Raw genomic sequence first — 26,399 nt, forward strand, 5'->3', positions numbered from 1 at the left:
GGAGGTTGTTATGAATTACGTGGAGAGTTATTACGCCGCGACCGCCAATCCGCACGCGCCGTGGCCGACGTTGCAGGAGAGCATTCAGTGTGATGTCTGCATTATTGGCGGCGGCTTTACCGGCCTGTCGGCGGCGCTGCATCTGACCGAAGCGGGTTACGAGGTGGTGGTGCTGGAAGCGGCGCGCATCGGCTTTGGTGCCAGCGGGCGCAACGGCGGTCAGGTGGTCAATTCCTACAGCCGCGATGTCGACGTGATTGAGCAGCGTTACGGTAAAGAGAGCGCGCGCATGCTGGGCAGCATGATGTTTGAGGGAGCAGAGATCATCCGCGATCGTATTGATCGTTACGCCATTGCCTGCGACTACCGGCCCGGCGGCATTTTCGCGGCGCTGAATGCCCGCCAGATGGCGCACCTGCGTAAACAGAAAGCATTATGGCAGCAGTATGGCAATTATGATCTGGAGTTGCTGGATGAGCGCGGGATTCGTCGTGAAGTGGCAACCGAGCGTTACGTCGGCGGGCTGCTGGATCGGCGCGGCGGCCATCTGCATCCGCTCAACCTGGCACTGGGTGAAGCGGAAGCGATTCGGCGGCACGGCGGACGTATCTATGAACAGTCCGCCGCAGTGAAAGTGGCCTACGGCTCGCCGAATCGGGTGAAAACCGCGCACGGCGAGGTCAGCGCAAAGTTCGTGATTTTCGCCGGAAATGCCTATCTGGCCACTGAAGTTGAACCCCGACTGAGCGGTAAAAGCATGCCGTGCGGTTCGCAGATTGTGGCCACCGAGCCGCTATCACCCGATCAGGCGCTGTCGCTGTTGCCGAATAATTATTGCGTGGAAGACTGTAATTATCTGCTCGACTATTTTCGTCTGACCGCCGATAACCGGCTGCTGTATGGCGGTGGCGTGGTTTACGGCGCGCGGGAGCCGGGCGATATCGAAGCGCTGATCCGGCCAAAGCTGCGCCGCACCTTTCCGCAGTTGCAGAATGTGAAGCTGGATTTCAGCTGGAGCGGTAATTTCCTGTTAACGCTGTCGCGTATGCCGCAGTTTGGCCGGCTGGAGAATAATGTCTATTTCATGCAGGGCGACAGCGGCCACGGCGTGACCAGCACTCATCTGTCCGGCAAGCTGATCAGCGAAGTGCTGCGCGGTGATGCCGAACGCTTTGATGCCTTCGCGCGCCTGCCTCACCTGCCGTTTCCGGGCGGACGACGTTTCAAGGTGCCACTGACCGCCATGGGCGCGGTGTGGTACGCCATTCGCGATCGGTTAGGCGTGTGATCAGGCGCCCGCGCGCCCTGCCCGGCGTGCTCAGCTGAAAAGCGTGGTCGGGGCAGGCGCCGGCTGGTTGTTACCGATTTAAGTATGTTGTAACTATAAGGCATCAGAAGTGGTCTGGCTTACTGGCTGTTCCGGTGACCTGCGCCCGGAACAGCAGCCTTGCCATCTTCCTCAAGTGCTTTTTACTCCAGCGGCATCTTCACCGGGTCGTCGTAACGATATTCAAAGCCCAGCTCGGTGCAGATGCGGGAGCCATCAATCAGTTTGCCGCTTTCGTTAGCGGTTTCCGGGGCGAAGTGTGGCGGTTGCAGCCCCAGCTGGCGGGAGACTGCCGGATAAAAGGTATCGCGCGACGGATGTTTTGCGGCGCACAGGTTATAGACCCGTCCCCCTTTTGGCGTTTGCAGCAGCAGCGTAATCGCCTCAACCACGTCATCCAGATGCACCAGGTTAACGCCCTGGGAGCCATTCGCCACATCCTGCTTACCGGCCAGAAACCGGCCCGGATGGCGCTTCGGTCCCACCAGCCCAGCGAGACGGACAATATCGACGCTGGTGCCCGGCAGATCGTGCAGCCAGTTCTCCAGTTTAACCAGCGTTTTACCGGCAACGGTCTCGGCCGTCAGCGGACTGGTTTCGCGCTTGATGCCCGATCCGCTGCCGTACACCGAGGTCGAGCTGGTAAAGATGATGCGCGGCACGTTATAGACCAGCGCGCTGTCCACCACGTTCTGGACCGCCTGCAGATAGGCTTCGCCCCCCTCCGCCGTGCGGCTGGCGGGTAACGTCACCACCAGCGCATCGACGTTGAACAGTGGCTCGACGTCGGCGGAATCACAGATAAGTTCCGGCGTCAGCTCCAGCTGAAAGGCTTCGATGCCGCAGCGGCGCGCCGCATCTACTCCATCCGGCGTGGTTTTGCTGCCGGTCACCTGCCAGCCTCGCGCGGTCAACGCCGTGGCCAGCGGCATGCCTAACCAACCCAGCCCCACAATTGCGACCTTCTTCATTTTGACTCCTGGCGTAAAAAATCAACCCTGACTTCAACGTAGTTTGCCCCCGGATTGCAAACCAGAACAACCTGTTTCAGTGCTTTCCGAACTGCCGGGTTAAAAAAGGGTTGCCAATCGCGGCCATCTTCGCTAGGTTAAACCTCACAAATGAATACTCATTCATCAACGGAATTTTTTATGACACGCGTTCAGTTCAACCATCACCACCACCATCATCCTGACTAGTCTTTCAGGCGATGTGTGCTGGAAGACTTTTAAGATCTTCCAGTGGTGCGAACGCAAGAGAACCCCCGGAAGATCGTCTTCCGGGGGTTTTTTTATGGGCTGACGCAAACACACCAATCAGGACAGGAATAATAGCCAATCCCATCAGGCTATTTTATTTGCCACTCTGGCCTGGGCAGTGCTCACCATCCTCACGTACTGCGTGTACGTTTCGGTTGTTGCGCGCGGTCCGTGACCAGACTGACTGCAACAATATACGCCTACCGGAATAGGCTTAAAGAGGACAGGAACCATGTTAGATAACACCCGTTTACGCATAGCTATGCAGAAATCCGGCCGTTTAAGTGATGATTCACGCGAACTGCTGGCGCGCTGCGGCGTTAAAATCAACCTTCAGCAACAGCGCCTGATTGCGTTTGCGGAGAACATGCCGATCGATATCCTGCGGGTGCGTGATGACGATATTCCTGGCCTGGTGATGGATGGCGTGGTCGACCTCGGGATTATTGGCGAGAACGTGCTGGAAGAAGAGCTGCTGTCTCGCCGTGCCCAGGGTGAAGACCCGCGCTACTTCACGCTGCGTCGCCTCGACTTTGGCGGTTGCCGTCTGTCGCTGGCGATGGCGGTTGATGATGAATATACCGGTCCGCAATGCCTCGATAATGCCCGCATCGCCACCTCTTACCCGCATCTGTTAAAGCAGTACCTCGATAAAAAAGGCGTCAGTTTCAAAACCTGTATGCTGAACGGTTCGGTTGAAGTGGCAACCCGCGCCGGTCTGGCAGATGCGATCTGCGATCTGGTCTCGACCGGTGCCACGCTGGAAGCTAACGGTCTGCGCGAAGTCGAAGTCATTTACCGCTCGAAAGCAGTGCTGATTCAGCGCGACGGCGAGATGCCTGCCGCCAAACAGGAACTGATCGACAAGATGATGACCCGTATTCAGGGCGTGATTAAAGCGCGTGAATCGAAGTACATCATGCTGCACGCGCCAAGCGAGCGGCTGGAAGAGGTCATCAGCCTGCTGCCCGGTGCCGAGCGCCCGACCGTGCTGCCGCTGGCCGGTGATGTCAGCCGCGTGGCAATGCACATGGTGAGCAGCGAAACCCTGTTCTGGGAAACGATGGAAAAACTGAAAGCGCTGGGTGCCAGTTCGATTCTGGTGCTGCCAATTGAGAAGATGATGGAGTAAGCCATGGCCTTTTCTACCCCGATTGACTGGCAGCAATGCAGTGCAGAACAGCAGCAGGCGCTGTTGTTACGTCCGGCTATTGCCGCCTCAGAGAATGTGACCCAGACGGTACGTGACGTGCTGGAGCAGGTAAAGGCGAACGGCGATGAGGCCCTGCGCACCTTCAGCGCCCGCTTCGATAAGGCGCAGGTTGATAATCTGCGCGTTACGCCGCAGCAGATCAGCGACGCCAGTGCCCGGCTCAGCGATACGCTGAAACAGGCGATGGCGGTGGCGGTAGCCAACATCGAAACCTTCCATAATGCGCAGATCCTGCCGCCGGTCGATGTTGAAACCCAGCCGGGCGTGCGCTGCCAGCAGATTACCCGCCCGGTTCAATCGGTCGGGCTCTACATTCCTGGCGGCTCTGCGCCGCTGTTCTCTACCGTGCTGATGCTGGCAACGCCAGCGCGCATTGCCGGATGCGGGCGCGTGGTGCTCTGCTCACCGCCGCCGATTGCTGATGAGATCCTTTATGCTGCCCAATTGTGTGGCGTTGAAGAGGTGTTTCAGGTCGGCGGCGCGCAGGCGATTGCCGCCCTCGCTTTTGGCACCGAAACGGTACCGCGGGTAGATAAAATTTTTGGTCCGGGCAATGCCTGGGTGACGGAAGCGAAGCGTCAGGTCAGTCAGCGGCTGGACGGGGCGGCAATTGATATGCCGGCCGGTCCGTCAGAGGTGCTGGTGATTGCCGATGCGGGTGCCACGCCCGCCTTCGTCGCCTCGGATCTGCTGTCCCAGGCCGAGCACGGTCCGGATTCGCAGGTTATCCTGCTGACGCCTTCGCGGACGCTGGCCGACGCGGTCGCTGACGCGGTTGAACAGCAGCTGGCGCAGTTGCCACGTGCCGCTACCGCGCGTCAGGCGCTGGAGAGCAGTCGTCTGATCGTGGCGCGCGACCTGCAGCAGTGTGTAGAAATTTCAAACCAGTATGGCCCGGAGCACCTGATCCTGCAGACCCGCCAGCCGCGCGACCTGGTGGAGTCAATCACCAGTGCCGGTTCAGTATTCCTCGGCGACTGGTCGCCGGAATCGGCGGGTGACTATGCGTCGGGAACCAATCACGTGCTGCCGACCTACGGTTATACCTCGACCTGTTCCAGCCTGGGTCTGGCTGATTTCCAGAAACGCATGACGGTACAGGAGCTGACGCCGCAGGGCTTCCTTAACCTGGCCGCCACCATTGAAACGCTGGCTGCCGCCGAGCAGCTGGATGCCCACAAAAACGCTGTCACCCTGCGCGTTGCCGCACTGAAGGAGCAAGCATGAGCCAGAATATCGAGCAACTGGCGCGCGCCAACGTTCGCGCGCTGACGCCCTATCAGTCGGCACGCCGGCTGGGTGGCAACGGTGATGTCTGGCTCAATGCCAACGAGTTTCCGCTGCCGGTGCCGTTTGAGCTGTCGCAGCAGACGCTGAACCGCTACCCGGAATGCCAGCCCAAACTCGTGATTGAGCGTTACGCGGCCTATGCCGGCCTGAATCCGGAGCAGGTGCTGGTCAGCCGCGGTGCCGACGAGGCGATTGAACTGATCATGCGGGCATTCTGTGAGCCGGGCCAGGACGCGATTCTGTTCTGTCCACCGACTTACGGCATGTACAGCGTCAGCGCGGAAACCATCGGCATTGAGTATCGCACGGTGCCTGCACTGGCCGACTGGCAGCTTAATCTGCCCGCCATCGCCGACCAGCTGGAAGGCGTCAAGGTGGTTTACCTCTGCAGCCCGAACAACCCGACCGGTAACCTGATCAATCAGGATGATATCCGTCAGCTGCTGGCAATGACCGCCGGCAAAGCGCTGGTGGTGGCAGACGAAGCTTATATTGAGTTCTGCCCGCAGGCGACACTGACCGGCTGGCTGAAACAGTATCCGAACCTCGTTATCCTGCGCACCCTGTCGAAAGCCTTTGCGCTGGCTGGCCTGCGCTGTGGCTTTGCGCTGGCCAACCCGCCGGTGATTGATCTGCTGATGAAGGTGATTGCCCCCTACCCGCTGGCGACGCCGGTGGCGGATGTGGCCGGTCAGGCGCTGAGCGAGCAAGGCATCGCCCTGATGCGTGAACATGTGGCACAGCTCAACGACAACCGCAGCTGGTTACTGGCGGCGCTGGCGAAGCTGGCCTGCGTCGAGCAGGTTTTCGCCAGTGAAACCAACTACGTGCTGGCGCGGTTTACCGATTCACCAGAAGTGTTTAAAACCTTATGGGATCAGGGCATTATCCTGCGTGACCAGAACAAAAATCCGGGCCTGTCGGGATGCCTGCGCATCTCCATCGGCACGCGTGAAGAGTGCGAGCGTGTGATCGCCGCGCTGCAAGCCTTATCTGTGGAGCAAGCATGAGCCAGAAGACCCTTTTTATTGACCGCGACGGCACCCTTATCTCTGAGCCGCCTGAAGATTTTCAGGTGGATCGCATGGACAAACTGGCCTTTGAGCCGGACGTGATCCCGGCGCTGCTGGCGTTGCAGGCCGCCGGTTACCGTCTGGTGATGATCACCAATCAGGATGGACTGGGCAGCCAAAGCTTCCCGCAGGCGGACTTTGACGGCCCGCATAATCTGATGATGCAGGTGCTGACCTCGCAGGGTATCGCGTTTGATCAGGTGCTGATTTGCCCGCACCTGCCGGAGGAAAACTGTGATTGCCGCAAGCCGAAAACCAAAATGGTGGAAGCCTGGCTGGCCGAAGGCGCACTGGATACCGCCAACAGCTACGTGATTGGCGATCGCCTGACCGATGTGCAGCTGGCAGAGAACATGGGCATTCAGCCGATCCGTTACGGTGCCGAAGGGGAAAACTGGCAGACCATTCAGCAGCGTCTGACCCAGCGCGATCGCCATGCGCTGGTGCAGCGTAATACCAAAGAGACCCAGGTGCGGGTCGAGCTGTGGCTGGATCGCGAAGGCGGCAGCAAAATTAACACCGGCGTCGGCTTCTTTGATCACATGCTGGACCAGATTGCGGTACACGGCGGTTTCCGCATGCATATCGAAGTGAAAGGCGATCTTTACATCGACGATCACCACACGGTAGAAGATACCGGTCTGGCGCTGGGTGAAGCATTGCTCAAAGCGCTGGGCGACAAACGCGGCATTGGCCGGTTTGGCTTTGTGCTGCCGATGGATGAGTGTCTGGCACGCTGTGCGCTGGATATCTCCGGCCGGCCGCATATCGAATTTAAAGCGGAATTCAACTATCAGCGCGTCGGTGACCTGAGCACCGAAATGGTTGAGCACTTCTTCAGTTCGCTCTCCTACGCCATGATGAGCACCCTGCATCTTAAAACCAAGGGTAAAAACGATCATCACCGCGTCGAAAGCCTGTTTAAAGCCTTTGGCCGCACCTTGCGCCAGGCGATCCGCGTTGAAGGTAATACGCTGCCGAGCTCGAAAGGAGTGCTGTGATGAACGTGGTGATCATGGATACCGGCTGCGCCAACCTTTCATCGGTAAAGTGGGCGATTGAGCGTCTGGGGTTTACCCCGGACGTCAGCCGCGATCCCGATGTGGTGCTGCGCGCCGACAAACTGTTTCTGCCGGGAGTGGGTACGGCGCAGGCGGCGATGAATCAGCTGGAAGAGCGTGACCTGATCGATCTGGTCAAAGCCTGCACCCAGCCGGTGCTGGGCATCTGTCTCGGCATGCAGTTGCTGGGACGCGGCAGTGATGAAAACGGCGGCGTGCCGACGCTGGGTATTATCGACCAGCCGGTTTCGCTGATGGAGACGCACGGTCTGCCGTTGCCGCACATGGGCTGGAACCAGATTACCGCGCAGGCGGGCAATCACCTGTTCCGTGGCATTGACGAAGGCTGCTACTTCTACTTCGTGCACAGCTACGCGATGCCGGTCAACGCCAGCACTATCGCCCAGTGCCACTACGGTGAAGCCTTCACCGCGGCGGTGCAGAAAGATAACTTCTTCGGCGTACAGTTCCACCCGGAACGCTCGGGCAAAGCGGGCGCACAGTTGCTGAAAAACTTCCTGGAGATGTAATGATTATCCCCGCGTTAGATTTAATCGACGGCAAAGTGGTCCGTCTGCATCAGGGCGATTATGGCCAGCAGCGCGATTACGGCAGCGATCCGCTGCCGCGCCTGCAGCAGTATGCACAGGAAGGCGCCACGGTGCTGCATCTGGTGGACTTAACCGGCGCGAAAGATCCGGCAAAGCGGCAGATTGCGCTGCTGAAAACCCTGCTCGACGGCGTCGACGTGATTGTGCAGGTCGGCGGCGGCATTCGTCATCGTGACGATGTGAAGGCGCTGCTGGACGCCGGTGCCAGCCGCGTGGTGGTCGGTTCGACCGCGGTTAAACAGCCTGACGAGGTAAAACGGTGGTTTGCCGAGTTTGGCGCAGAGGCGATTGTGCTGGCGCTGGACGTGCGCATTGATGCTGATAACCGCAAAGAAGTGGCGATCAGCGGCTGGCAGGAAGCGGCGGGCGTCACGCTGGAGCAGGTGATCGCCGATTTTCAGCCGGTCGGCCTGAAACATGTGCTGTGCACCGATATATCCCGCGACGGCACCCTGAGCGGCTCAAACGTTGCACTTTACCAGGAAGTGACCGCTCGCTTCCCGCAGATTGCCTTCCAGTCCTCGGGCGGCATTGGTGAACTTAACGATATCGCGGCCCTGCGCGGCAGTGGCGTCCAGGGCGTAATCGTCGGACGTGCGCTGCTGGAAGGTAAATTCACAGTTTCGGAGGCTATCTCATGCTGGCAAAACGGATAATTCCCTGTCTTGATGTACGTGACGGCCAGGTGGTGAAAGGCGTGCAGTTTCGCAATCACGAGATCATCGGCGACATCGTGCCACTGGCGCAGCGTTATGCCGCCGAAGGGGCTGATGAGCTGGTGTTTTATGATATCACCGCCTCATCTGATGGCCGGGTGGTCGATAAAAGCTGGGTGTCGCGGGTGGCGGAAGTGATCGATATTCCATTCTGCGTGGCGGGCGGTATCAAAACCCCGGAAGACGCGGCGCGCATTCTGGAATTCGGTGCCGATAAGATTTCAGTTAACTCACCGGCGCTGGCCGATCCCACGCTGATTACCCGACTGGCTGACCGCTTTGGCGTACAGTGCATTGTGGTCGGCATTGATACCTGGTTCGATGAAGCCAGCGGCAAGTATCAGGTCAATCAGTACACCGGCGACGAAGCCCGTACCCGGGTGACGCAGTGGGAAACGCTGGATTGGGTGCAGGAAGTGCAGAAGCTGGGTGCTGGCGAAATCGTGCTGAACATGATGAACCAGGATGGCGTGCGTAACGGTTATGACCTGGTACAGCTGAAAAAAGTGCGTGATGTCTGTCATGTACCGCTGATCGCCTCTGGCGGCGCAGGCACCATGCCGCATTTTCTCGAGGCATTTACCGATGCCAACGTCGATGGCGCGCTGGCGGCCTCGGTGTTCCATAAGCAGATTATCAATATTGGTGAGCTGAAAAGCTTCCTGATCGACAACGGAGTGGAGATTCGCGCGTGTTAACCGAACAACAACTGGCCCAGCTCGACTGGGACAAAACGCAGGGCATGATGCCGGTGATTGTGCAGCATAACGTCTCAGGCGAAGTGCTGATGCACGGTTATATGAACCAGCCGGCGCTGGAAAAAACCCTGGCCGAAGGCAACGTGACCTTTTTCTCGCGTACCAAAAACCGGTTATGGACCAAAGGCGAGACCTCCGGCAACTTTCTGCAGGTAGTCAGCATCACGCCAGACTGCGATAACGATACGCTGCTGGTGCTGGCGAATCCCATCGGTCCGACCTGCCATCTCGGCACCTCCAGCTGCTTCTCCCCGGCCGCTGCGGAGTGGACCTTCCTCTATCAGCTGGAGCAGCTGCTGGCGTCACGTAAGAGCGCCGATCCTGAAAGCTCCTACACCGCCCGGCTCTACGCCAGCGGCACCAAGCGCATCGCGCAGAAAGTGGGTGAGGAAGGGGTTGAAACCGCCCTGGCGGCCACGGTTAACGATCGCCATGAGCTGACCAATGAAGCCTCCGATCTGATCTATCACCTGATGGTGCTGTTGCAGGACCAGGACTTAGACTTCAGCGCGGTAATCAATAACCTGCGCGCCCGTCATCAGTAAAATGTGCAATAAGCTGCTCAAAATCAGGCTGAATTGGTGATTTTGAGCAATATCCTTCTCATACGCAGGGCGAGCTATTGAAGCTGCTTCGTAAAAAAGCGTTGGGGTTTTCTCAACAACGCTACGCGCTGCTGGCAGGAATTAGCCGACGGACGCTGTCCGATATTGAGCAGGATAAGGACAGCACCACCTTAACTATGCTGAATCGTGCCTTTAAACCGCTCGGTCTCAGGGCAGGACTATTACCGCGTCAGCCGCATCTGCTGCAAACCCTGATCCAGCAACTCATTGCATCCGGAGAGCACAATGACCACCCATGAAAAACTGATTGCCCTGCTCGACCAGCACCAGGCGCGCTATCGGCTGATGGAACATCAGGCCACCGGTAAGTGTGAGGCGGTGGCGGCGATCCGCGGCACCGAAGTCGGTCAGGGTGCCAAAGCGCTGGTCTGCCACGTCAAAGGCAATGGTGTTAAGCAACATGTACTGGCGGTGCTGCCCGCCGATCGGCAGGCTGACCTGAGTAAAGTGGCCGCCGCAGTCGGTGGACGCCGCGCCTCGCTGGCCAGTCCGGCAGAAACTGATGCCCTGACCGGCTGTGCGTTTGGCGCTATCCCGCCGTTTAGCTTTCATCCCGATTTAAGCCTGATGGTTGATCCACTGCTGTTTGAACGCTATCCGGAGATCGCTTTTAACGCCGGTCGGCTGGATCGCTCGGTGATCCTTAACACCGAAGATTATCGGGCGCTGTGCCGTGCTAACGTCGTGAAAATAATCCAGTAATTGCCATCAATCCGGGTCAACGTTACTCTGCGTTAACCCTCATCACGACAAAAGAAGACCTTACTATGGCAATGAACCGCTTTTCTACCCATCTGCGTCAGACGTTAATCATGGCTGTTATGACTGGCTCCGCCTTTAGCGCACAGGCAAAAATCGACCAGGTACGCTTCGCCGTTGATCCCACCTATCCTCCGTTTGAATCCAAAACCCCGCAGGGCAAACTGGTCGGTTTCGATATCGATCTGGGCAATGCGCTTTGTGCTCAGATGCAGGCGAAATGTGTCTGGGTTGAGAGCCAGTTTGACGGCATGATCCCGGCGCTGAAGGCGCGTAAGTTCGATGCCATCCTGTCAGATATGGGCATCACGGAAGAGCGCCTGAAGCAGATCGATTTCACCGTGCCGCTGTACGACACCCACACCCAACTGATTGCCCGTAAAGGCGCTGGTGTGCTGCCGACGGCTGAATCCCTGAAAGGCAAAACGGTGGGCGTTGAGCAGGGAACGGTACAGGAGCGCTATGCGCTGGCTAAATGGCAACCGCATGGCGTCAACGTGGTGCCGTATGGCGATCAGGCGCAGGTCGAGAGTGATTTAGTTGCCGGTCGTCTGGATGCGGTGTTTACCGATGCGGCGCAGGCGGCGATTGGCTTCCTCAAACAGCCGCAGGGGAAAGATTTCGAGCTGGCAGGCCCGATTGTTCAGGATCCGATTATCGGTCCCGGCACCGCTATTGGCCTGCGTAAAGACGACGCGGAACTGAAAACCGCGCTGGATAATGCCTTTGCTGAAATCAAAAAGAATGGCACCTTCGACCAGATCCAGCAGCGCTATTTCGCCACCGATATCTCTATTCAGCCGTAACGGCGCGAGCCGGCTTTTCCGTCACTGACTGCGATCCGGCACTATACTCTAACCTTTTCGGGACGGCGCGCTGTCGTCCTTCGCCGACTACAGGACATTAACACGGTATGCATCAACAACATCATCCTCTGTTAAGCGCCTCTTTAGGCACCCAACGTGAAATCATCAGTTTCCATTTTGCTGAAAACCACTCGCGTCAGGTTTATATCCAGGCTGCGCTGCATGGCGACGAGTTGCCGGGCATGGCGGTGGCGTGGTTTTTAAAGCAGCGGCTGCAGGCGCTGGAGTCAGCCGGCCAGCTGAGAGCCGCTTTCACGCTGGTGCCGGTCGCCAATCCGCTGGCGCTGGGCCAGCACTGGCACGGCACTCATCTTGGTCGTTTTCATACCTTATCGGGACAGGATTTTAATCGCCGCTTCCCTTCGCTGGGCGAGACGCTGGCAACCGGGCTGGCCGACAGTCTGACCCAGAGCGAAGCGCAGAATAAAACGCTGATCCGTGAGGCGATCGATCGTCACTACCGCGATACGGTGCCAAAAACCGAGCTGGATGCGCAGCGTTTTACCCTGATGCGCATGGCCAGCCAGGCGGATCTGATGATTGATCTGCACTGTGACTGGGAAGCGGTGCCGCACCTTTACACCACGCCGCACGCCTGGCCGGATATCGAGCCTCTGGCGCGCTGGTTAGGCAGTGAAGTACAGCTGCTGGCGCAGATTTCAGGCGGCGAACCGTTTGATGAAGCCTGCTGTGAGCCGTGGCTGACGCTGGCCGAACGTTATGGCAAAGATTTCCCGATGCCACGCGGCTTACTGCCGGTCACGCTCGAACTGCGGGGTGTCCGTGACGTCTCACCGGAGCAGGCTGAGAAAGATGCTGATGCGATTATTTCGGCGTTACAGGAAGGCGGCTATATCGGCTACAGCGAACCGGCGGTGTCGGTGGAAGTGGCAGCTCCGGTGATTGGCGGCGATGAACTGGTATCGGTGACCACCGGCGGCGAAGATGTGGTGGCAATTGGTGAAAACGGTACCGGCCTGAGCGCGCCTGAGGTGGTCGAAGCAGCCGATGAGCAGAGCATGATTAAAGAGCGCTACAGTGAAGGTTGCGCTATGCCCTCACCTGCCCTGAAGAATCCACCGACGCCATCGGCGGCCTGTGAATACATTCATTCGCCGGTTTCAGGTTTAATTTTGCATCGCAAGCCACTGGGCGCGCGGATTCGCGCTGGCGAAGTGGTGGCAGAAATTGTTGATCCGGTCACCGATCAGATCACGCCGCTAATGGCTGAGCACGGCGGCATTCTGTATGCGAGGCACTGGGTACGGTTTGCAACGGCAGGCATGCTGGTGGTGAGACTGGCGGGCGAGAGTGAGATTCGGAGCGGGGATCTGCTGGTAGGATAAAATAATTACAGAGACATAATGGAAAAGACCGGGTCAAAACCCGGTCCTGAAATGACTTATTCTAAGTCTATTAAAGAAATTTAAATCTGATGAGTAATTAAACTCTATTAACTAGACTTGCAATATACCTCAGTCTGTTCTTAATTTTTCGGGTAAGAGTAGGCTCGGGTAAATCGATTTTGACTGAACGAGTACTATCATTTTGGTTCAAAGTTGGGACGGAAGATATCATGCTGGAATCAAGAGCAACCAGAGTTACGCGTTGCACATAAAGCCCAAGGATGCGCATATCCCCCGATCCAAAATGATAAGGAGATTTAGCGTTATCAATTTTCATACGGATAATAACGTTTTTGGATGAATCGATAGCATTTCGAGGAATTGGAAATGATAATTCCACAACCTTTCCGCCAATTGACCATTGAGCCACTCTTACAGAATTGATAAATATAGAAACTTTAACCGCTTCTCCATCGGGTGAATAACCGAAAGCCGAAAGATTAATCGCCAAATCATCAGGGGCCTCTTCATCTAATTGAAACCCAAACACAGACTCATGTCCACAGGTCCACGTTCCCATTGACTCATTATTGGACCATCCAGATAAAGTATAAGCATCACTACGAAGAGTACCCGGTTGAGGAGCGGCAGAAAAGCTAATCGTGTTACCAAATGCCAGAGAAGCGATACGCTCAGTAGATTTTACATTCTCAATAGAATCTATAACCTGGTTAACAGTTTCAATCCATGTTGTTGGTACATATTTTTTGGCTTGTTCAGTTTTTTCAGCTAACTGTTTTTCATCAAAACAATATTTTGAAATTGCATTGTACCAAGCAATGCTATCCATGGGATCAATATATTCGGCGCACCCAGGTGCCACTTCCGGTAGAGAGCCAGCATCAGAAGCCAGACAGAATTTACCGTAACAACAGCTTTCTGCAACAGGAAGACCCCATCCCTCATAACGGGAAGGATAAACAGTGAACATGCATTGCTTATATAGCCATGCTAGTGTCATGTCATCGACATCATGCAATAATAACACTTTCTCCTGCAGGTCATGATTATTTTCAATAATATGAATAGCTTCTTCACCCCCCCAGCCAACACTACCAACTAAAACAAGCTTAGGAACTGCATTGCCGTACTCCTTAATAAGACTGCGCCACAACATAAGTAATTGCGAATGATTCTTTCTTATATTAATAGTACTAACATATAAAACAAATTTTTCAGAGGGCAAAACAACATTATCAGAATTCTCACTAATCAATTCATCTTTTGCAAGTGAGATATTGTTAATTTCCTCATCACCTAGCCGGAATATAGATATAGGCCGTAGAGAGATATTATTTTCCAGGCAAAACTCAACAACATCTTTCTGAGTTTGCATTGAACATGTTATCAACTTATCAGAGATATTAATTATTTCTCGGCAGTTCCTAGAGAATTGGTTACGGCGATCCTCAGGAAACATGAACTTTAATTTATATTCTATTACATCATAAATAGCAGTAACTATTGAAACTCCAAAAACAAGCTTAAGGGTTTTAAGGCTCTTAATATAATTTAGATTTCTAATCCATGCACTGCCAAAAACTAATAAAACATCATTTTTCCTGAAGTTACATTCAAGTTCTGACTTACCACTTTTGAATTCAGATCTTTCAAATTCTGAAAGAAACTTAATACTATTATCCTCTACCATTGAGTAGTCAATGCAGAGAAATTTACGGTGATGTGAATTCCAAACGATATAATGGATTTCATCACCATATTGCTTATGCAATGCCTCGGCCATGCAAAGCTCAACGCGGGTAATCCCAGTTGGGGGCCCTTTATGGTGAGCTACAGTTGTTAAATCAACATATATGTTTTTTTTATGTTTTGTAAACTCCAATTCCTGGCTTTTCAATTGCTCGCGACTCTTAATAGCCATCTTGTAAGCATGATAAGTCTGCATGGCATAGTTTTCCCAACTATGTTCCGTTTGCATTTTTTTTCTTAGGATTTGAGCGCGCTCATCCTTTTCTGTTTCTGAATCATTCCATGCAGAAATAACTTTATTACGTATATCATCAATATCAGCAGGATCCACATATCGAGCAAGATTACCAAAATACTCTTCTTCTGAAGACCTATTGCTTAAAACCATATTACAGCCAGCAGCAGCGGCTTCAAGTGCAACTAACGGTGCACCTTCACTCCAAGAAGCAAGGCAAAAAACTTTTGCTCCAGCAAATGCTGAGGCAAGCATTGCACTATTTGAGTCAACACGGCCTGCAAAATAAACATTATCTCCCCCCCACTTTCTAATTAGATCAGCATATTCACTATCCGCTTCATGGCCAATGAAAACTAATGGGAGTTGAGTATCTTTAAGTGAGAGAGCCAGAAGGGCTTGGTTTTTTCTCGGCTCAATTCGTCCTACGCACAAAACATATTGTTCGAGACCGATTTTATCACGGAACAATTGAGGATTAGCGGAATTAAAAACCGTAGTGTCTACAGGATTTTTTACAATCGAGGTTGAGGAATGTGCGACACCAATCTGCTTAAGTAAATCTCTTTCTAATTCACTCAATAAAATTAAATGGCTCGCAAAAGATGTTAAACGACGGACTTTTGAAAAATAGCCGGGCATAGGCTCGCGTTCAATCATCGGCTTATTTCGATGTGCTAGGATTTCACTTCTTAAAGTTGAAAGTGCTTCTTTTACATCATCGATATAATCATACATTGATAAAATTAGTTTCACACGGTTATTAAAGAAATCCAACTCAGAGAGATCCAAAAATATTGGTGAAAGCACTGAAGGTCGATCATTTTTTTCAATTTGTTGTAGTAAAATTTCACATTGAGTAGGATGCCAAACATTGAGAGCATGTATAACATCATAATTATGTGCACAAAAATTGCGATCAGAGGCAAACTGAGCGTTAACGCCTAATTTTTTAAGCGCAGAAACTGTTTTAGGAGCGCGGACTGAAGGCCCACCAAGAGACTTGGTCATCTCCTGGCCATGAACAGCTACAAGGGCATTAATTCTACTTGGCATTTGTTCATCTTGAGAATCTACTTTAATAAAGTTAAATTTTACGAGTGGGTCATAGCCAAGTAATTGACAGAACAGTATATGATGTTGGTCAGCCCAGGACTGCCATGTGTAATTTTCAACACTCCTCCGTAAAGCTTGTTTCTTCTCCACAACCTCCAAAAGTACTCGTCTTAAATCATTAACATCACCAAGATTAAATTCAATATGTGGAAACTGCGGGACCCACCCCACTGGTGAAGCTATAACTTGACAGCCACTTGCCAATGCCTCAAGCACACACATCGGTCCGCCTTCAATTAAAGCTGGGACGAGAATATAATCTAGGGAGCGATAAAATTCTGGAAGAGATTCTTCTGGTATATGTTGAGCTGGACCAGGCCAGCCCTCTCCAGTAAAGTGCCATTGAATACCAGGGATATCCATAACCTGCGCAACTAGATTTTCGCCTTTCCTTCCAGTATGATAAGTTCTGCCTACTACTCCTATCCGTACATCTGCAGAATAGCGTTCAAGATCCACTCCTGGAGAAATAGTTATGACATTTTTAATGCCAATTTCGGTAAGTATTTCTTCCGTTTTCAAAGATTGTGCAACGCAAAAATCGACATCTGCCGCCACAGAATCAAATTTCTCTGCGGCTGACTGAACTTCTTCTTTATGAGTGAACAGAGCTATCTCAACAGGGGATATTCTTTCATTGCGACAACCATAAGTCATGTAATACTGTATGTCAGCAGAAGCGTCGGCAGTCAGATTGTAACTAACATAGGGTAATCGGGTAGTAATTTCCCGGGCTAGTTTTTCGAGGATCCAGCCTTGATCAGAAACTTTTATATGTACAATCTTTTTCATGTCATCCCAAGTATTTTTCCAATTATAAAAAACAAATCTTAACATTTAGTTGCAAATTAATGAAGCGTTTGTTCATTACTGCCCTATTGAAGCCTTAGCGCATCAGCCACAAAAAAAATATTAAAAACAATGTGTTATAGTTTTTCTAGGTGATTGTTACGGCCTATGCTAATCCGGAGCCACCGCTTAGGCAGCATTGATTGAATTTTCTGGGCAAAAAATAGACATTAGATAATCAGTGCAACAACCAGTGTGTAACATAAAGCTTTTAATTTTTTTAAATAAAAGAAACATCTTTTAAAGTATAAAAATGTCATGACCGCCTTATAAATAGTTTCACTTTTCATGTTTTTTGAATTAATCACAAAACATGCAAAAAAACCAAATATATGCAGTATATCCTTACGTCAATTTGGTAATACCATAGAAGAAAAATTTTTCAAAAAACCAGCCAAGCCAAATACCTACTAAGATAGTATAAGCATGAGCAAAGCTTCCCCACACTAATAACTTATGGGAAAGCTCTCATGACTACATATAAAATCCCGAAATAATTATAATTATTCTTTCCCGAAGTATTTTTCACAAATTTCTTTAACATCACCATCCATCTTTATTCTGCCATGCTCAAGCCATATAGCTCTATTACACGATTTAAGAAGCATGGTTTTAGAATGTGAAGCAATAACTAAGATATTTGTTGCCTGTACCATCTCCGATAGTCGAGTCTCTGCTTTCTTTTTGAAAGCCTCATCGCCAACAGATAACCATTCATCCATTAATAAAATTTCAGGACGGACTATTGTCGAAACAGCAAAGGCTAATCTTAAATGCATACCTGAAGAGTAAGTACGAACAGGCATATCAACAAAATCACCTAACTCAGAAAACTCAATAATTTCATCAAGCTTTTCACTAATTTCTTGTCGAGTGCGGCCTAACAGCCCTCCTCGTAAAAAAATGTTATCTCTACCGGTGGCTTCCACATCTATACCAAGTGAGATATCAATTAGCGAACCCACTTCTCCAATGCTAACAGCAGTACCGGATGAAGGCTCATATGCCCCGCTTAATAGGCGCAATAACGTACTTTTGCCTGCACCATTATGTCCAAGTAACCCCACACGATCGCCGTCTTTCAATGTAAAAGAAAGATGATCTATTGCTCGAACAACCACACGTCCCTGCGGATCAGAACCTAACTGTCCCCCTGTGGCTACTTGCATCAATCTTTTTTTGAGTGACCGACCATTAGCATTATAAATAGGAAAATCAACACATACATCTTTAAATTCGACTAACGCCATAATAAATCTTCTTATAACCAGTAAGCAATACGACGCTTATAGCGCCCATAAACCAAAATAGTTACACCCCAACCACATACTGCGATTACTATGCAAGTAATCCAGCTTGAGGTCGCTGGAATCTGGCCCAATATAGGAGCTCGGACAATTTGCATTAAATGATAAACAGGATTCAACCCTAAGATAAATTCACCTGCTCGCTGAGGTACTAAATGAGGCATCCACATAATGGGTGTAAAGTAAAAAATCACATTTATTAAGCTTGTAATAATTTGAGGTAGATCTCTATAGCGTGCACAAAGCACCCCCAATAACAGCGCAATCCATGAAAGATTGATTGTTACGAGTACGAAGCCTGGTATTGCAAGTAAAATGATAAGCGAGAGTGGCTTTCCAACAGCTAAAAACACAAGAGGCAAAATGACCATGTTATGTATCAATATAATAATATTTCGCCAGATTATTCTCATTATGTGGACAAAAAGCGGGATTGGAAGTTGCTTAATGATACGTTCTGCATTTATGAAACCTGCACAACCTTCATTGGTAACCGTGGTGAAAAAAGACCATAGAATCAACCCAGAAGCAAGGAAAGGTAAAAACTCTTCCATTGTAGTTTGAAAGATTGAACCAAATACTATACCAATTGTACCTATCATTACACCCATGCTGATTGTTAACCAGAATGGGCCTAGAGCTGAGCGACGGTAGCGTTGCTTAACGTCCTGCCAGCCCAACATACCAACTAATGAATAACGATTTATTGCCCCGAAAATATCTTTTAAGGCAACTTTAGCTGAACTACCTTGCATTATTTTATTCCATCATTGAAATTCAGACATTCTAGAGCCAAAGAGCGCACAGTCAAGCCCAACTCCAGCTTGTGGCCATCCAAAAGAGTTAAATTCAGACTAGTATGATAATAATGATCCATCATCAGCCTTTTCATTTAACATTATACTTATCGTTCAATGCGCCCGGTAGTTTGACGACGGTTGTAACGGCATCAGTCAGGGCTTCAAACGAAGTAATATCGCCAGGTGATAACACAATAATGTCGCCAGCAGTCCAGCGTTTTTCACACATAATGACTTCACCAGAAACAATACAAGTTATTTCAGTAGCAATTTTATGAAAATGCGCACCCTCTCGGTCCCCTGCTTTATAATGCTTAACGGCAACTTCACAATCTTGTGTACTAAAGGCAGTCGGGTCAAATCCGCCGACAATCCAGCCCCTTTTCATATTAGAGAGTTTATAGCTTTTCATTATTGCCTTTCCGGGTTTCAAATTGTGAAGCAGATTTCAGTGGGTGATACTGAGAGATGTCAATTTTTTGGACAGAAATTTTCATACCGGACAATATAAGTTCATTAAATGAAGGACAAATATAGAACATATCATCAATACGCGCATCCTTCCTGATCATTTGTTTCACCGCCTCGGTGAAAAAAGAGGTTTTCTTGAACCAGTAAACCCCAGCAGTCGCATTACGGCTAATAGGATTTTTTTCAGAAGCTTCTACAACGAGTTCATTTTCTAAAACTACATAGGAGTATCGGGGATGTACAGAATCAAAAATGATTGTGCCAGCATCATGCCCTGAGTTCTGCATATGTGAAGTAAATACCGCGTAGTCTATATCGACATACTGATTTGCACTAACTATCAGTAGCGGCTCATCCTGATTCAGACTAACCACACCGAGCAAAGCGGTACAGGCAGCACCAGCAGTGTTTTCAGGTACAGAAATAGAACTAAAGTTGCCATTCGAGAGCAGACGAACAATATTATCAAGACGATATTTTTTTATATGTTTATCCTGAAAAAGAAAGACGGAATGCCCTTTATTAAAAGCTATTTGCTCAGAAATAAGTTGAATTAAAGGCTTGCCTAAAAACTCAGAGAGACAGAAAGGATAATTTTTATCGTCGCTATCAATGTAATTTTCACCTGCAGCAAGTACTAAAATATTCATGCTTTAGTTTCCTCTACAGATTGAATGAAAGTCTTGATGTTGCGATAAATGACATCATGAACTTCACTAACCGCCAGTACATGCGTACCTGCAGCCTTAGCAGCACGAATACCATTTTCATTATCTTCGACAACTACACACTCTTCCGGTTTTAACCCTAACAGTCCGATAGTTTTTATATACATTTCTGGATCGGGCTTACCTTTTTTTACGTCCTCATTTGAAATCATCAGATCAAGGTAGGGAGTCAGAGCAGCTTTTTCCATCATAGTCGTAACAGTATTTTTGACAGAGTTTGAAGCAACTGCCAACTTGTAACCTTCCATCTTTAATCTGGATAAAGCAAATTCATGAATAAAAAGTGGCTTACATTTCGTATGTACAATTTCCATTGTATAGCTTTGCTTCATTTCATTGATAAATGAATGCAGTTCATAAGGTAAATTGTACTCAGTCGATAAGATATTAAGTTTATCTTTTGTAGGCAGACCATCAAACTTTGTTAGATGATCAAAGCGGCTGATGTTATATCCAAATAAATTTAGTGATTTATTTAAAGCTTCATAGTGCCAGTCTTTTGCTTCAATCAAAACTCCATCCATATCGAAAATGACGGCCTTTATCATTTTTTATCCTCGAAATATCTTTGCGCTTCTTCAGGAAGATCGGTGCACAAAATAAGATTTTCAGATGTTGTTAAATCAGAGTTTTTAAGCATAGCCCAAAGAGAATGGTAATCCCCACGCTTGTGAAGTTCTGAAGAAACGATACAGACTTTTTTGCCTGCCTGAAGGATATTTTTGATATATTCGGCATCGTACCAGGTTGACTCAAAAGCGTCCAACCAGACGCCATGGCACGATTCATAAAGCGAAATGACGGGTTCATATTCGCTCGCACGAGAGAAAAAATGAACACGACCATCTCGAGAGAATGTTATCTGATCCGGAACAGACATATCGAAAACAAAAGCTTTTTTTATATTAAATTTAGCAAGTTGCTCGGCAAGAAGTTTGACTAACCCATCTGATTTGATATTAAGCGCAAGCGAGAAATCTTTACCTTCAGCTAAGGAGAGCAAATCATGCAGGGTCATTTCATGACCAGAAGGAATATCATGAGATATCACTAATTTGCCATTGTAATCTCTAACATCAGTTTCTGTTCCGAAGCCGAGGTCAAACGATCTTTTAAAAGCAACAGCACTGTTTTTTTCTTCTACTGTATGCCAATAACCACGATGACTAATTATTTCCATTTTGCATTCCTTGCGTAGCGTGTTTAGAGAGCTCAAGGTTTAAGAAAATCTCTAAATCAGCAGGAATACCTAAGCCATACATTCCATTAGCTTCAGATCCTATGTTGTAAATGCCGATTTTCGCACCTGATGCGATAAGATAGTTATAGGCAGGTGCGACATAAAACTCGTTATTAACCCTGTCGTTCTTTTCCAGCATCTCTTCAGCTGCGTGTACAAAATCTGAGCCTTTAGCAAAATTATAAATACCAACCGTGGCCTCATCAGAAATGACTTTTTTTTCAACAACCCGGTTGACATTACCATCGTCATCAAAGCCGACAAATGACCACTTAGGATCGTTTGCCTTCATAGTCATGATAATGCCCTGGTAGTTATTGTCTTGCATTGTTGCAAGATAGTCATCGATTTGACAATCGACATACTGGTCACTATTTGCAATCATCAGCGGTTCATCATTATCAATTAAATCTTTAGCTAATAGAACGGTACAGGCTGCACCCTCGGTTAGTCCATCTGCATAGACGACTTCACAGGACGGCTCCCATTCTTTAAGCAATGAAGTTAAACCATACGTTTCATCATGAGCGCGCTGGATAATGAATATAAACCTGTGAGGCTGAGTTGGTTTTAAATTATTTATAACCAGTTTGACCATGGTGACGCCATGAACTTTTATAAGAGGCTTAGGATCAGCATACCCTGCTTTAGCGAAGCGGCTTCCAGCCCCGGCCATGGGAATTACGATATTCATCATTTAAAACCTCATTAATAACACTTACAGCCTAAACATCAGGAAACTTAATTCAAAATATTGCATTAATCCTGTCCGTAACGTCCTATCCTGCCCTATTTTTCAATCGATTTTTAATCGTCGAATAAAGTGACGATGGATCTGACAGGAGCAATTTTACATTGCGTTTTAAGAAAGCCCGGTATCTATCAACACGAGCATGTGGTCCCTGGAAAAGATCAATATGATGATAAAAGTTGTTAAGGTCTGGTTTTTTAAAGTCAGCGATAATTTCTTTTCTTAACTGGAGAACTCTGGCGATGGTTTTTGTGTTCAGCCGGGGAAGGTAATCAGCTGACATCAACCGTTGAGAAAGCTCGACATCCTCCGCCATATTCCATGTTCCCAGATCATTAAAGGGGAACGCAGTCAAAACATGCTTCTTGCCGATGACAAGCCCTCCGGGAACATAGAGATAAGGAGAGTATTCGCCATAATTCAGCAAATAATTCGCAGTAAGACGCTGATCAGAGGCTTGCGAAACCCAGTCGGGAACTCGCTCGCCCGTGTCATTCAATATCTGCTTAACCACGCAAATATCAAAATCATGATTAATGCGATCGAATGCCTTGATAAAATTTGCATCTAGTTTATATCTGTTGTGTGCAATGCAAATATTTTCAAATTTAGCCTGGCTTATGATGATATTTTTCTTTCTGGAAATATTGGCATATTTCTCTGTATCGTTGTCAGCCTCTACAATCGTATGATCCAGCGCTATCTCAAAAGTTGGTCGTGGACCACAGATAATTATCTCCGTTAATGCGCCTGAGTTAGCTAAATTCGCTACACTATCAACGTAGCTACGAAGATATTCCTCATTTTTCCCGTCCCATAAAATGCCGAATGACCAGTTTCTGCCAACATCAAAGCGTCGCCGCGTTGCGGTGAAGGTTACGATGAAACCGTCATTTTTTTCAGCACGCTCAAGGCTTACAAACTCTACGCTACCTGCTGAAAGGTTATGAATTTGCTTATAAAACTTAGGTGTTGAGAAAACAGGTGAGGAAACACGGAAACGAATCTTGAACGTCGTCTTTCCTTTAGATAATTTGAATAACTCGTCAATTATAAATGGCCAGTTGCCATAATTTGATATTGGCGCTTCAGTAAATACAACTTCTGAATATTTGCTGTAATGCTCTGATGATAAACGCGTATCCGGATTATTAATAAAATGAGTACTTAAACAAGTAAATTTCTCTGGCGCATTCTTTCCAAACCATATAGCTTTATCAGCTTCACTCATTGAATTTCCTCTTCATGAATAAATATTTTCTTTATATCTGTCGAGAAATCCTTCCAGCTGCGAAGTTTGTCCTTATTAGCTGCAATATGATTAACTTGCTCATAATAATAGGCGTCATCGCTCATTAACCTATTGAACTCTAGATTGAATTTTTTATAGTCTGGATAATCTACTGCAACCGTCAAACCATACCCTGCTTCTTTCAAGGAAGACGTATCAAAGTGTAAGCAAGGTTTTCCTAAAGCTAAAGACTCACCTAGCGGCAGACCCCACCCTTCATAATGTGACGGATAAACTGTAAAGCGACAATTACGATAAATCTCGCCGATTTCAGCGTCTGAAGCATCCTGCATAACAATGACGCTGCCAAAAACGTTTCCAGAATGATGTAACTGATGCGCGAATTCTTCAGTATCCCAAAGCCATTTTCCAGCAATAACCAATTTTTGATTTGCATACTCTGGAGAGTTAAAAAATTTAATCCAGGTCAGTATTAAATTAACATGGTTTTTCCTGGACTCAATTGAGCCCACGCAAAATGCGTATTGTTCATTTTTTAATTTTCTTACGCGCAATGGAAATTCATAATCACTTTCTTCCGGTATTTTTGCCGCGCCTTCAGGCAGTTTATGCGATAGATGAACGACCTCGATGACGGGTACGTCCGTGCCTCGCTCAAGGCAATATCTGGTTAGATCGTTTTTACAACTGTGAGAATTGACGATGATTTTATCTGCATGTTCCAATACAAAAGGAATATACTTTTTGAACATTGCCTTAAGTTCATCAGGCACATAAGGTGATACGATTGGGATCATATCGTAAACCATAAAAATTTTACGAAGATCGTACCATTTCCTTTCTATCAACTCCTGATACTTGCTCTGAAAATTCCACACACCACCAAATAATGCGACAGAAGCATTATCTTCAAATTTCTCAATTTCAGATACGGAAAGCCCCGGGTAAAGCGCAAGGCGACTTTTTAAATATCTGAAGATGGCTTTATGACTACTCTTTTTAATAACTGGAACTTTCGATAAAAGAAAATAGGTATCGCTAACCACTTTTTTCTTGCGACCAAGCGTCCGGATCTTCTCAAAGTATTTATCTATATTACCGCTGGATTTTGAAATGTAGATATCAGAATAGATCCAAAGGTTAATAAATGGCGTCAAATCATTAAGCTCGATATTTTCCAGCCCGTCGACTTTATAAGTACGGCCAGTAATAGGGCTCATGAAAAATATTGTATAATCACCATCAAGTCCTTTCAGTCCCTCAAGTACAACACGTTGAATCCCGCTAACCTTGGTCGAAAACTTTGAGTGATTAATAATATCGGTAATATCGTAGTAAATCATTTCTCGTCCTTTGCAAGCAATAGTAAGGCTATAACCTTTACTATTACGTTTTATCATCCAAACAGTAGATTCAAAGCATTAATTAAAATGAGGGTTTTGATGGAGAAAAGAATAAAGCACATCATTGATGTGCTTTTCTTTATTCAACGCTAAAATATTACCCAGATATAATGATTATCGATTAATCAAGCCATTCTGTATGGAACACACCGTCTTTATCAATGCGCTTGTAGGTATGCGCACCAAAGTAGTCACGCTGCGCCTGAATCAGGTTGGCAGGCAGCACTTCTGAACGGTAGCTGTCGTAGTAAGCAATCGCCGCAGAGAAGGTAGGCGTTGGGATACCGTTCTGAATCGCGTAAGAAACAACATCACGCAGCGCCTGCTGATACTGATCGGCGATATCTTTGAAGTACGGTGCCAACAGCAGGTTAGCAATGCTTGCATCTTCAGCGTAGGCATCGGTAATTTTCTGCAGGAACTGGGCACGGATGATGCAGCCAGCACGGAAGATCTTGGCGATTTCACCGTAGTGCAGATCCCAGTTGTTCTCTTCTGAAGCCGCACGCAATTGTGAGAAGCCCTGCGCATAAGAGACGATTTTACCGAGGTAGAGTGCGCGACGCACTTTTTCGATAAACTCCGCTTTATCACCAGTGAAGGCTTGAGCCTGTGGGCCGCTCAGAACTTTGGAAGCCGCAACACGCTGGGTTTTCAGCGAAGAGAGGTAGCGAGCAAACACTGATTCAGTGATCAGTGAAAGTGGCTCGCCCAGATCCAGTGAACTCTGGCTGGTCCATTTACCGGTACCTTTGTTGGCCGCTTCATCCAGAATCACATCAACCAGATAGTTACCCTCTTCATCTTTCTTAGTGAAGATATCTTTGGTGATGTCGATCAGGTAGCTGCTCAGCTCGCCGTTGTTCCACTCGGTGAAGGTTTCTGCCAGCTCTTCGTTGTTCAGACCCAGCGCACCTTTCAGCAACGCATAAGCTTCGGCGATCAGCTGCATATCGCCATATTCGATGCCGTTGTGCACCATCTTCACGTAGTGACCCGCACCGTCCGGACCGATGTAAGCTACGCAGGCTTCGCCATCTTCTGCACGTGCCGCAATCTTGTCCAGAATTGGAGCAACCAGCTCATAGGCTTCTTTCTGGCCGCCCGGCATAATAGATGGGCCTTTCAGCGCGCCCTCTTCACCGCCGGATACGCCGGTACCGATGAAGTTGAAGCCCTGGTCTGACAGCTCTTTGTTACGACGAATGGTGTCTTTATAGAAGGTGTTACCGCCATCGATCAGAATGTCGCCTTTATCGAGGTGTGGCGTCAGTGAGGCGATGGTTTTGTCGGTCGCTTCCCCTGCCTGAACCATCAGCAGGATACGACGTGGTTTTTCCAGCGATTCGACAAACTCTTCAACGGTGTAAAAAGGAGCAAGCTTCTTGCCCTGGTTCTCCGCGATGACTTCATCCGTCTTTTCGCGTGAACGGTTAAAGATAGAAACAGTGTAACCGCGGCTCTCAATGTTAAGAGCCAAGTTGCGGCCCATCACTGCCATACCTACAACGCCGATCTGTTGCTTGGACATTACATACTCCTGTCTGTGGTCTCGCATGGTGTTACCAGTAA

General features: G+C 48.9%; 26 protein-coding genes and 1 other annotated feature. Of the genes, 14 read left to right on the plus strand and 12 right to left on the minus strand.

The genetic code is table 11. The features are described from left to right. Positions 1-10: 10 nt before the first annotated feature. Positions 11-1,288 carry an NAD(P)/FAD-dependent oxidoreductase gene (locus tag AC6I8I_RS12150; protein ID WP_312760236.1) on the plus strand — a complete coding sequence of 426 codons (1,278 nt, stop codon included), beginning with the start codon at positions 11-13 and terminating at the stop codon, positions 1,286-1,288. A 182-nt stretch (positions 1,289-1,470) separates the two neighbouring features. Here AC6I8I_RS12150 and AC6I8I_RS12155 read toward each other — a convergent pair whose 3' ends face one another. After that, positions 1,471-2,298, minus strand: coding sequence for an SDR family oxidoreductase (locus AC6I8I_RS12155; RefSeq protein ID WP_312056054.1), 828 nt, complete (start codon positions 2,296-2,298; stop codon positions 1,471-1,473). Positions 2,299-2,478: 180 nt separating this feature from the next. Here AC6I8I_RS12155 and hisL point away from each other — a divergent pair, with 180 nt between their 5' ends. The 13 genes from hisL (at position 2,479) to AC6I8I_RS12220 (ending at position 12,905) form a co-directional block, all read left to right on the plus strand. Next, the gene (hisL, locus tag AC6I8I_RS12160) at positions 2,479-2,526 is read left to right on the plus strand and encodes a his operon leader peptide (protein WP_100396937.1); all 48 of its coding nucleotides are present in this window, start codon (positions 2,479-2,481) and stop codon (positions 2,524-2,526) included. Beyond that, positions 2,502-2,622: a sequence feature (His leader region), on the plus strand. Its footprint overlaps the gene before it by 25 nt. Before the next feature lie 196 nt (positions 2,623-2,818). Next, positions 2,819-3,718 carry an ATP phosphoribosyltransferase gene (hisG, locus tag AC6I8I_RS12165; RefSeq protein WP_031375359.1) on the plus strand — a complete coding sequence of 300 codons (900 nt, stop codon included), beginning with the start codon at positions 2,819-2,821 and terminating at the stop codon, positions 3,716-3,718. A gap of 3 nt (positions 3,719-3,721) precedes the next feature. After that, positions 3,722-5,026, plus strand: a complete 1,305-nt coding sequence (gene hisD / locus AC6I8I_RS12170) for a histidinol dehydrogenase (RefSeq protein WP_312760238.1) — start codon at positions 3,722-3,724, stop codon at positions 5,024-5,026. Continuing rightward, positions 5,023-6,099, plus strand: a complete 1,077-nt coding sequence (hisC, locus tag AC6I8I_RS12175) for a histidinol-phosphate transaminase (RefSeq protein WP_497820322.1) — start codon at positions 5,023-5,025, stop codon at positions 6,097-6,099. Before hisD ends, hisC begins: the two co-directional genes overlap by 4 nt. Further along, positions 6,096-7,163, plus strand: coding sequence for a bifunctional histidinol-phosphatase/imidazoleglycerol-phosphate dehydratase HisB (hisB, locus tag AC6I8I_RS12180; protein ID WP_312056051.1), 1,068 nt, complete (start codon positions 6,096-6,098; stop codon positions 7,161-7,163). The genes hisC and hisB overlap by 4 nt, the downstream gene beginning before the upstream one ends. Further along, the gene (gene hisH, locus AC6I8I_RS12185) at positions 7,163-7,753 is read left to right on the plus strand and encodes an imidazole glycerol phosphate synthase subunit HisH (RefSeq protein WP_497820323.1); all 591 of its coding nucleotides are present in this window, start codon (positions 7,163-7,165) and stop codon (positions 7,751-7,753) included. Before hisB ends, hisH begins: the two co-directional genes overlap by 1 nt. Beyond that, positions 7,753-8,490: a 1-(5-phosphoribosyl)-5-[(5-phosphoribosylamino)methylideneamino]imidazole-4-carboxamide isomerase gene (gene hisA, locus AC6I8I_RS12190; RefSeq protein WP_316552658.1), complete on the plus strand. Its 738-nt coding sequence runs from the start codon at positions 7,753-7,755 to the stop codon at positions 8,488-8,490. Before hisH ends, hisA begins: the two co-directional genes overlap by 1 nt. Then, a complete protein-coding gene (hisF, locus tag AC6I8I_RS12195; RefSeq protein ID WP_497827895.1) occupies positions 8,472-9,248 on the plus strand; it encodes an imidazole glycerol phosphate synthase subunit HisF in 777 nt (258 codons plus the stop codon). The genes hisA and hisF overlap by 19 nt, the downstream gene beginning before the upstream one ends. Continuing rightward, a complete protein-coding gene (hisIE, locus tag AC6I8I_RS12200; protein ID WP_089561749.1) occupies positions 9,242-9,853 on the plus strand; it encodes a bifunctional phosphoribosyl-AMP cyclohydrolase/phosphoribosyl-ATP diphosphatase HisIE in 612 nt (203 codons plus the stop codon). Before hisF ends, hisIE begins: the two co-directional genes overlap by 7 nt. 77 nt (positions 9,854-9,930) lie before the next feature. Continuing rightward, entirely contained in the window at positions 9,931-10,173 is a 243-nt protein-coding gene (locus AC6I8I_RS12205) for a helix-turn-helix domain-containing protein (RefSeq protein WP_497827896.1), read from the plus strand. Next, positions 10,160-10,636: a YbaK/prolyl-tRNA synthetase associated domain-containing protein gene (locus AC6I8I_RS12210; RefSeq protein ID WP_312056046.1), complete on the plus strand. Its 477-nt coding sequence runs from the start codon at positions 10,160-10,162 to the stop codon at positions 10,634-10,636. Before AC6I8I_RS12205 ends, AC6I8I_RS12210 begins: the two co-directional genes overlap by 14 nt. Before the next feature lie 71 nt (positions 10,637-10,707). Then, entirely contained in the window at positions 10,708-11,499 is a 792-nt protein-coding gene (locus tag AC6I8I_RS12215) for an ABC transporter substrate-binding protein (RefSeq protein ID WP_497828659.1), read from the plus strand. 107 nt (positions 11,500-11,606) lie between these two features. Continuing rightward, the gene (locus tag AC6I8I_RS12220) at positions 11,607-12,905 is read left to right on the plus strand and encodes a succinylglutamate desuccinylase/aspartoacylase family protein (protein ID WP_497827897.1); all 1,299 of its coding nucleotides are present in this window, start codon (positions 11,607-11,609) and stop codon (positions 12,903-12,905) included. Positions 12,906-13,002: 97 nt separating this feature from the next. On the opposite strand, the gene AC6I8I_RS12225 is transcribed toward AC6I8I_RS12220, so the two are convergent. The 11 genes from AC6I8I_RS12225 to gnd all read right to left on the minus strand — a co-directional run bounded on the left by AC6I8I_RS12225 (position 13,003) and on the right by gnd (position 26,358). Next, positions 13,003-16,863, minus strand: coding sequence for a glycosyltransferase (locus AC6I8I_RS12225; RefSeq protein ID WP_497827898.1), 3,861 nt, complete (start codon positions 16,861-16,863; stop codon positions 13,003-13,005). Positions 16,864-17,378: 515 nt separating this feature from the next. Continuing rightward, positions 17,379-18,125, minus strand: coding sequence for an ABC transporter ATP-binding protein (locus AC6I8I_RS12230; RefSeq protein ID WP_312055504.1), 747 nt, complete (start codon positions 18,123-18,125; stop codon positions 17,379-17,381). An 11-nt stretch (positions 18,126-18,136) separates the two neighbouring features. Continuing rightward, on the minus strand, positions 18,137-18,937 hold the full coding sequence (locus AC6I8I_RS12235) for an ABC transporter permease (RefSeq protein WP_312055503.1): 801 nt from the start codon (positions 18,935-18,937) through the stop codon (positions 18,137-18,139). A gap of 133 nt (positions 18,938-19,070) precedes the next feature. Then, positions 19,071-19,394 carry a hypothetical protein gene (locus AC6I8I_RS12240; protein WP_312055502.1) on the minus strand — a complete coding sequence of 108 codons (324 nt, stop codon included), beginning with the start codon at positions 19,392-19,394 and terminating at the stop codon, positions 19,071-19,073. Next, entirely contained in the window at positions 19,381-20,103 is a 723-nt protein-coding gene (locus AC6I8I_RS12245; protein WP_312055501.1) for a glycosyltransferase family 2 protein, read from the minus strand. The genes AC6I8I_RS12240 and AC6I8I_RS12245 overlap by 14 nt, the downstream gene beginning before the upstream one ends. Beyond that, the gene (locus tag AC6I8I_RS12250; RefSeq protein WP_312055500.1) at positions 20,100-20,729 is read right to left on the minus strand and encodes an HAD family hydrolase; all 630 of its coding nucleotides are present in this window, start codon (positions 20,727-20,729) and stop codon (positions 20,100-20,102) included. The genes AC6I8I_RS12245 and AC6I8I_RS12250 overlap by 4 nt, the downstream gene beginning before the upstream one ends. Continuing rightward, complete coding sequence (locus tag AC6I8I_RS12255; protein WP_312055499.1) at positions 20,726-21,361, minus strand: PI-PLC domain-containing protein; 636 nt, start codon at positions 21,359-21,361, stop codon at positions 20,726-20,728. Before AC6I8I_RS12255 ends, AC6I8I_RS12250 begins: the two co-directional genes overlap by 4 nt. Further along, a complete protein-coding gene (locus tag AC6I8I_RS12260) occupies positions 21,348-22,118 on the minus strand; it encodes a glycosyltransferase family 2 protein (RefSeq protein WP_312055498.1) in 771 nt (256 codons plus the stop codon). The genes AC6I8I_RS12255 and AC6I8I_RS12260 overlap by 14 nt, the downstream gene beginning before the upstream one ends. A gap of 82 nt (positions 22,119-22,200) precedes the next feature. Continuing rightward, complete coding sequence (locus AC6I8I_RS12265) at positions 22,201-23,403, minus strand: hypothetical protein (RefSeq protein ID WP_312055497.1); 1,203 nt, start codon at positions 23,401-23,403, stop codon at positions 22,201-22,203. Then, on the minus strand, positions 23,400-24,767 hold the full coding sequence (locus tag AC6I8I_RS12270) for a glycosyltransferase (RefSeq protein ID WP_312055496.1): 1,368 nt from the start codon (positions 24,765-24,767) through the stop codon (positions 23,400-23,402). Before AC6I8I_RS12270 ends, AC6I8I_RS12265 begins: the two co-directional genes overlap by 4 nt. A 181-nt stretch (positions 24,768-24,948) precedes the next feature. Further along, positions 24,949-26,358, minus strand: coding sequence for an NADP-dependent phosphogluconate dehydrogenase (gene gnd / locus AC6I8I_RS12275; RefSeq protein ID WP_046288219.1), 1,410 nt, complete (start codon positions 26,356-26,358; stop codon positions 24,949-24,951). Positions 26,359-26,399 lie beyond the last annotated feature (41 nt).

The organism is Pantoea sp. X-Soil-YNGN-775 (genome assembly GCF_059730575.1).

Coding starts and splice junctions, on each gene's coding strand:
- AC6I8I_RS12215 (WP_497828659.1), top strand. CDS start 10,708: ATGAACCGCTTTTCTACCCATCTGCGTCAGACGTTAATCATGGCTGTT.
- AC6I8I_RS12240 (WP_312055502.1), bottom strand. CDS start 19,394: ATGAAAAGCTATAAACTCTCTAATATGAAAAGGGGCTGGATTGTCGGC.
- AC6I8I_RS12150 (WP_312760236.1), top strand. CDS start 11: ATGAATTACGTGGAGAGTTATTACGCCGCGACCGCCAATCCGCACGCG.
- AC6I8I_RS12210 (WP_312056046.1), top strand. CDS start 10,160: ATGACCACCCATGAAAAACTGATTGCCCTGCTCGACCAGCACCAGGCG.
- AC6I8I_RS12260 (WP_312055498.1), bottom strand. CDS start 22,118: ATGATGAATATCGTAATTCCCATGGCCGGGGCTGGAAGCCGCTTCGCT.
- hisA (WP_316552658.1), top strand. CDS start 7,753: ATGATTATCCCCGCGTTAGATTTAATCGACGGCAAAGTGGTCCGTCTG.
- gnd (WP_046288219.1), bottom strand. CDS start 26,358: ATGTCCAAGCAACAGATCGGCGTTGTAGGTATGGCAGTGATGGGCCGC.
- AC6I8I_RS12255 (WP_312055499.1), bottom strand. CDS start 21,361: ATGGAAATAATTAGTCATCGTGGTTATTGGCATACAGTAGAAGAAAAA.
- hisC (WP_497820322.1), top strand. CDS start 5,023: ATGAGCCAGAATATCGAGCAACTGGCGCGCGCCAACGTTCGCGCGCTG.
- AC6I8I_RS12225 (WP_497827898.1), bottom strand. CDS start 16,863: ATGTTAAGATTTGTTTTTTATAATTGGAAAAATACTTGGGATGACATG.
- AC6I8I_RS12245 (WP_312055501.1), bottom strand. CDS start 20,103: ATGAATATTTTAGTACTTGCTGCAGGTGAAAATTACATTGATAGCGAC.
- AC6I8I_RS12155 (WP_312056054.1), bottom strand. CDS start 2,298: ATGAAGAAGGTCGCAATTGTGGGGCTGGGTTGGTTAGGCATGCCGCTG.
- hisD (WP_312760238.1), top strand. CDS start 3,722: ATGGCCTTTTCTACCCCGATTGACTGGCAGCAATGCAGTGCAGAACAG.
- AC6I8I_RS12265 (WP_312055497.1), bottom strand. CDS start 23,403: ATGAGTGAAGCTGATAAAGCTATATGGTTTGGAAAGAATGCGCCAGAG.
- hisH (WP_497820323.1), top strand. CDS start 7,163: ATGAACGTGGTGATCATGGATACCGGCTGCGCCAACCTTTCATCGGTA.
- AC6I8I_RS12270 (WP_312055496.1), bottom strand. CDS start 24,767: ATGATTTACTACGATATTACCGATATTATTAATCACTCAAAGTTTTCG.
- AC6I8I_RS12220 (WP_497827897.1), top strand. CDS start 11,607: ATGCATCAACAACATCATCCTCTGTTAAGCGCCTCTTTAGGCACCCAA.
- AC6I8I_RS12250 (WP_312055500.1), bottom strand. CDS start 20,729: ATGATAAAGGCCGTCATTTTCGATATGGATGGAGTTTTGATTGAAGCA.
- AC6I8I_RS12230 (WP_312055504.1), bottom strand. CDS start 18,125: ATGGCGTTAGTCGAATTTAAAGATGTATGTGTTGATTTTCCTATTTAT.
- AC6I8I_RS12235 (WP_312055503.1), bottom strand. CDS start 18,937: ATGCAAGGTAGTTCAGCTAAAGTTGCCTTAAAAGATATTTTCGGGGCA.
- hisF (WP_497827895.1), top strand. CDS start 8,472: ATGCTGGCAAAACGGATAATTCCCTGTCTTGATGTACGTGACGGCCAG.
- hisG (WP_031375359.1), top strand. CDS start 2,819: ATGTTAGATAACACCCGTTTACGCATAGCTATGCAGAAATCCGGCCGT.
- hisB (WP_312056051.1), top strand. CDS start 6,096: ATGAGCCAGAAGACCCTTTTTATTGACCGCGACGGCACCCTTATCTCT.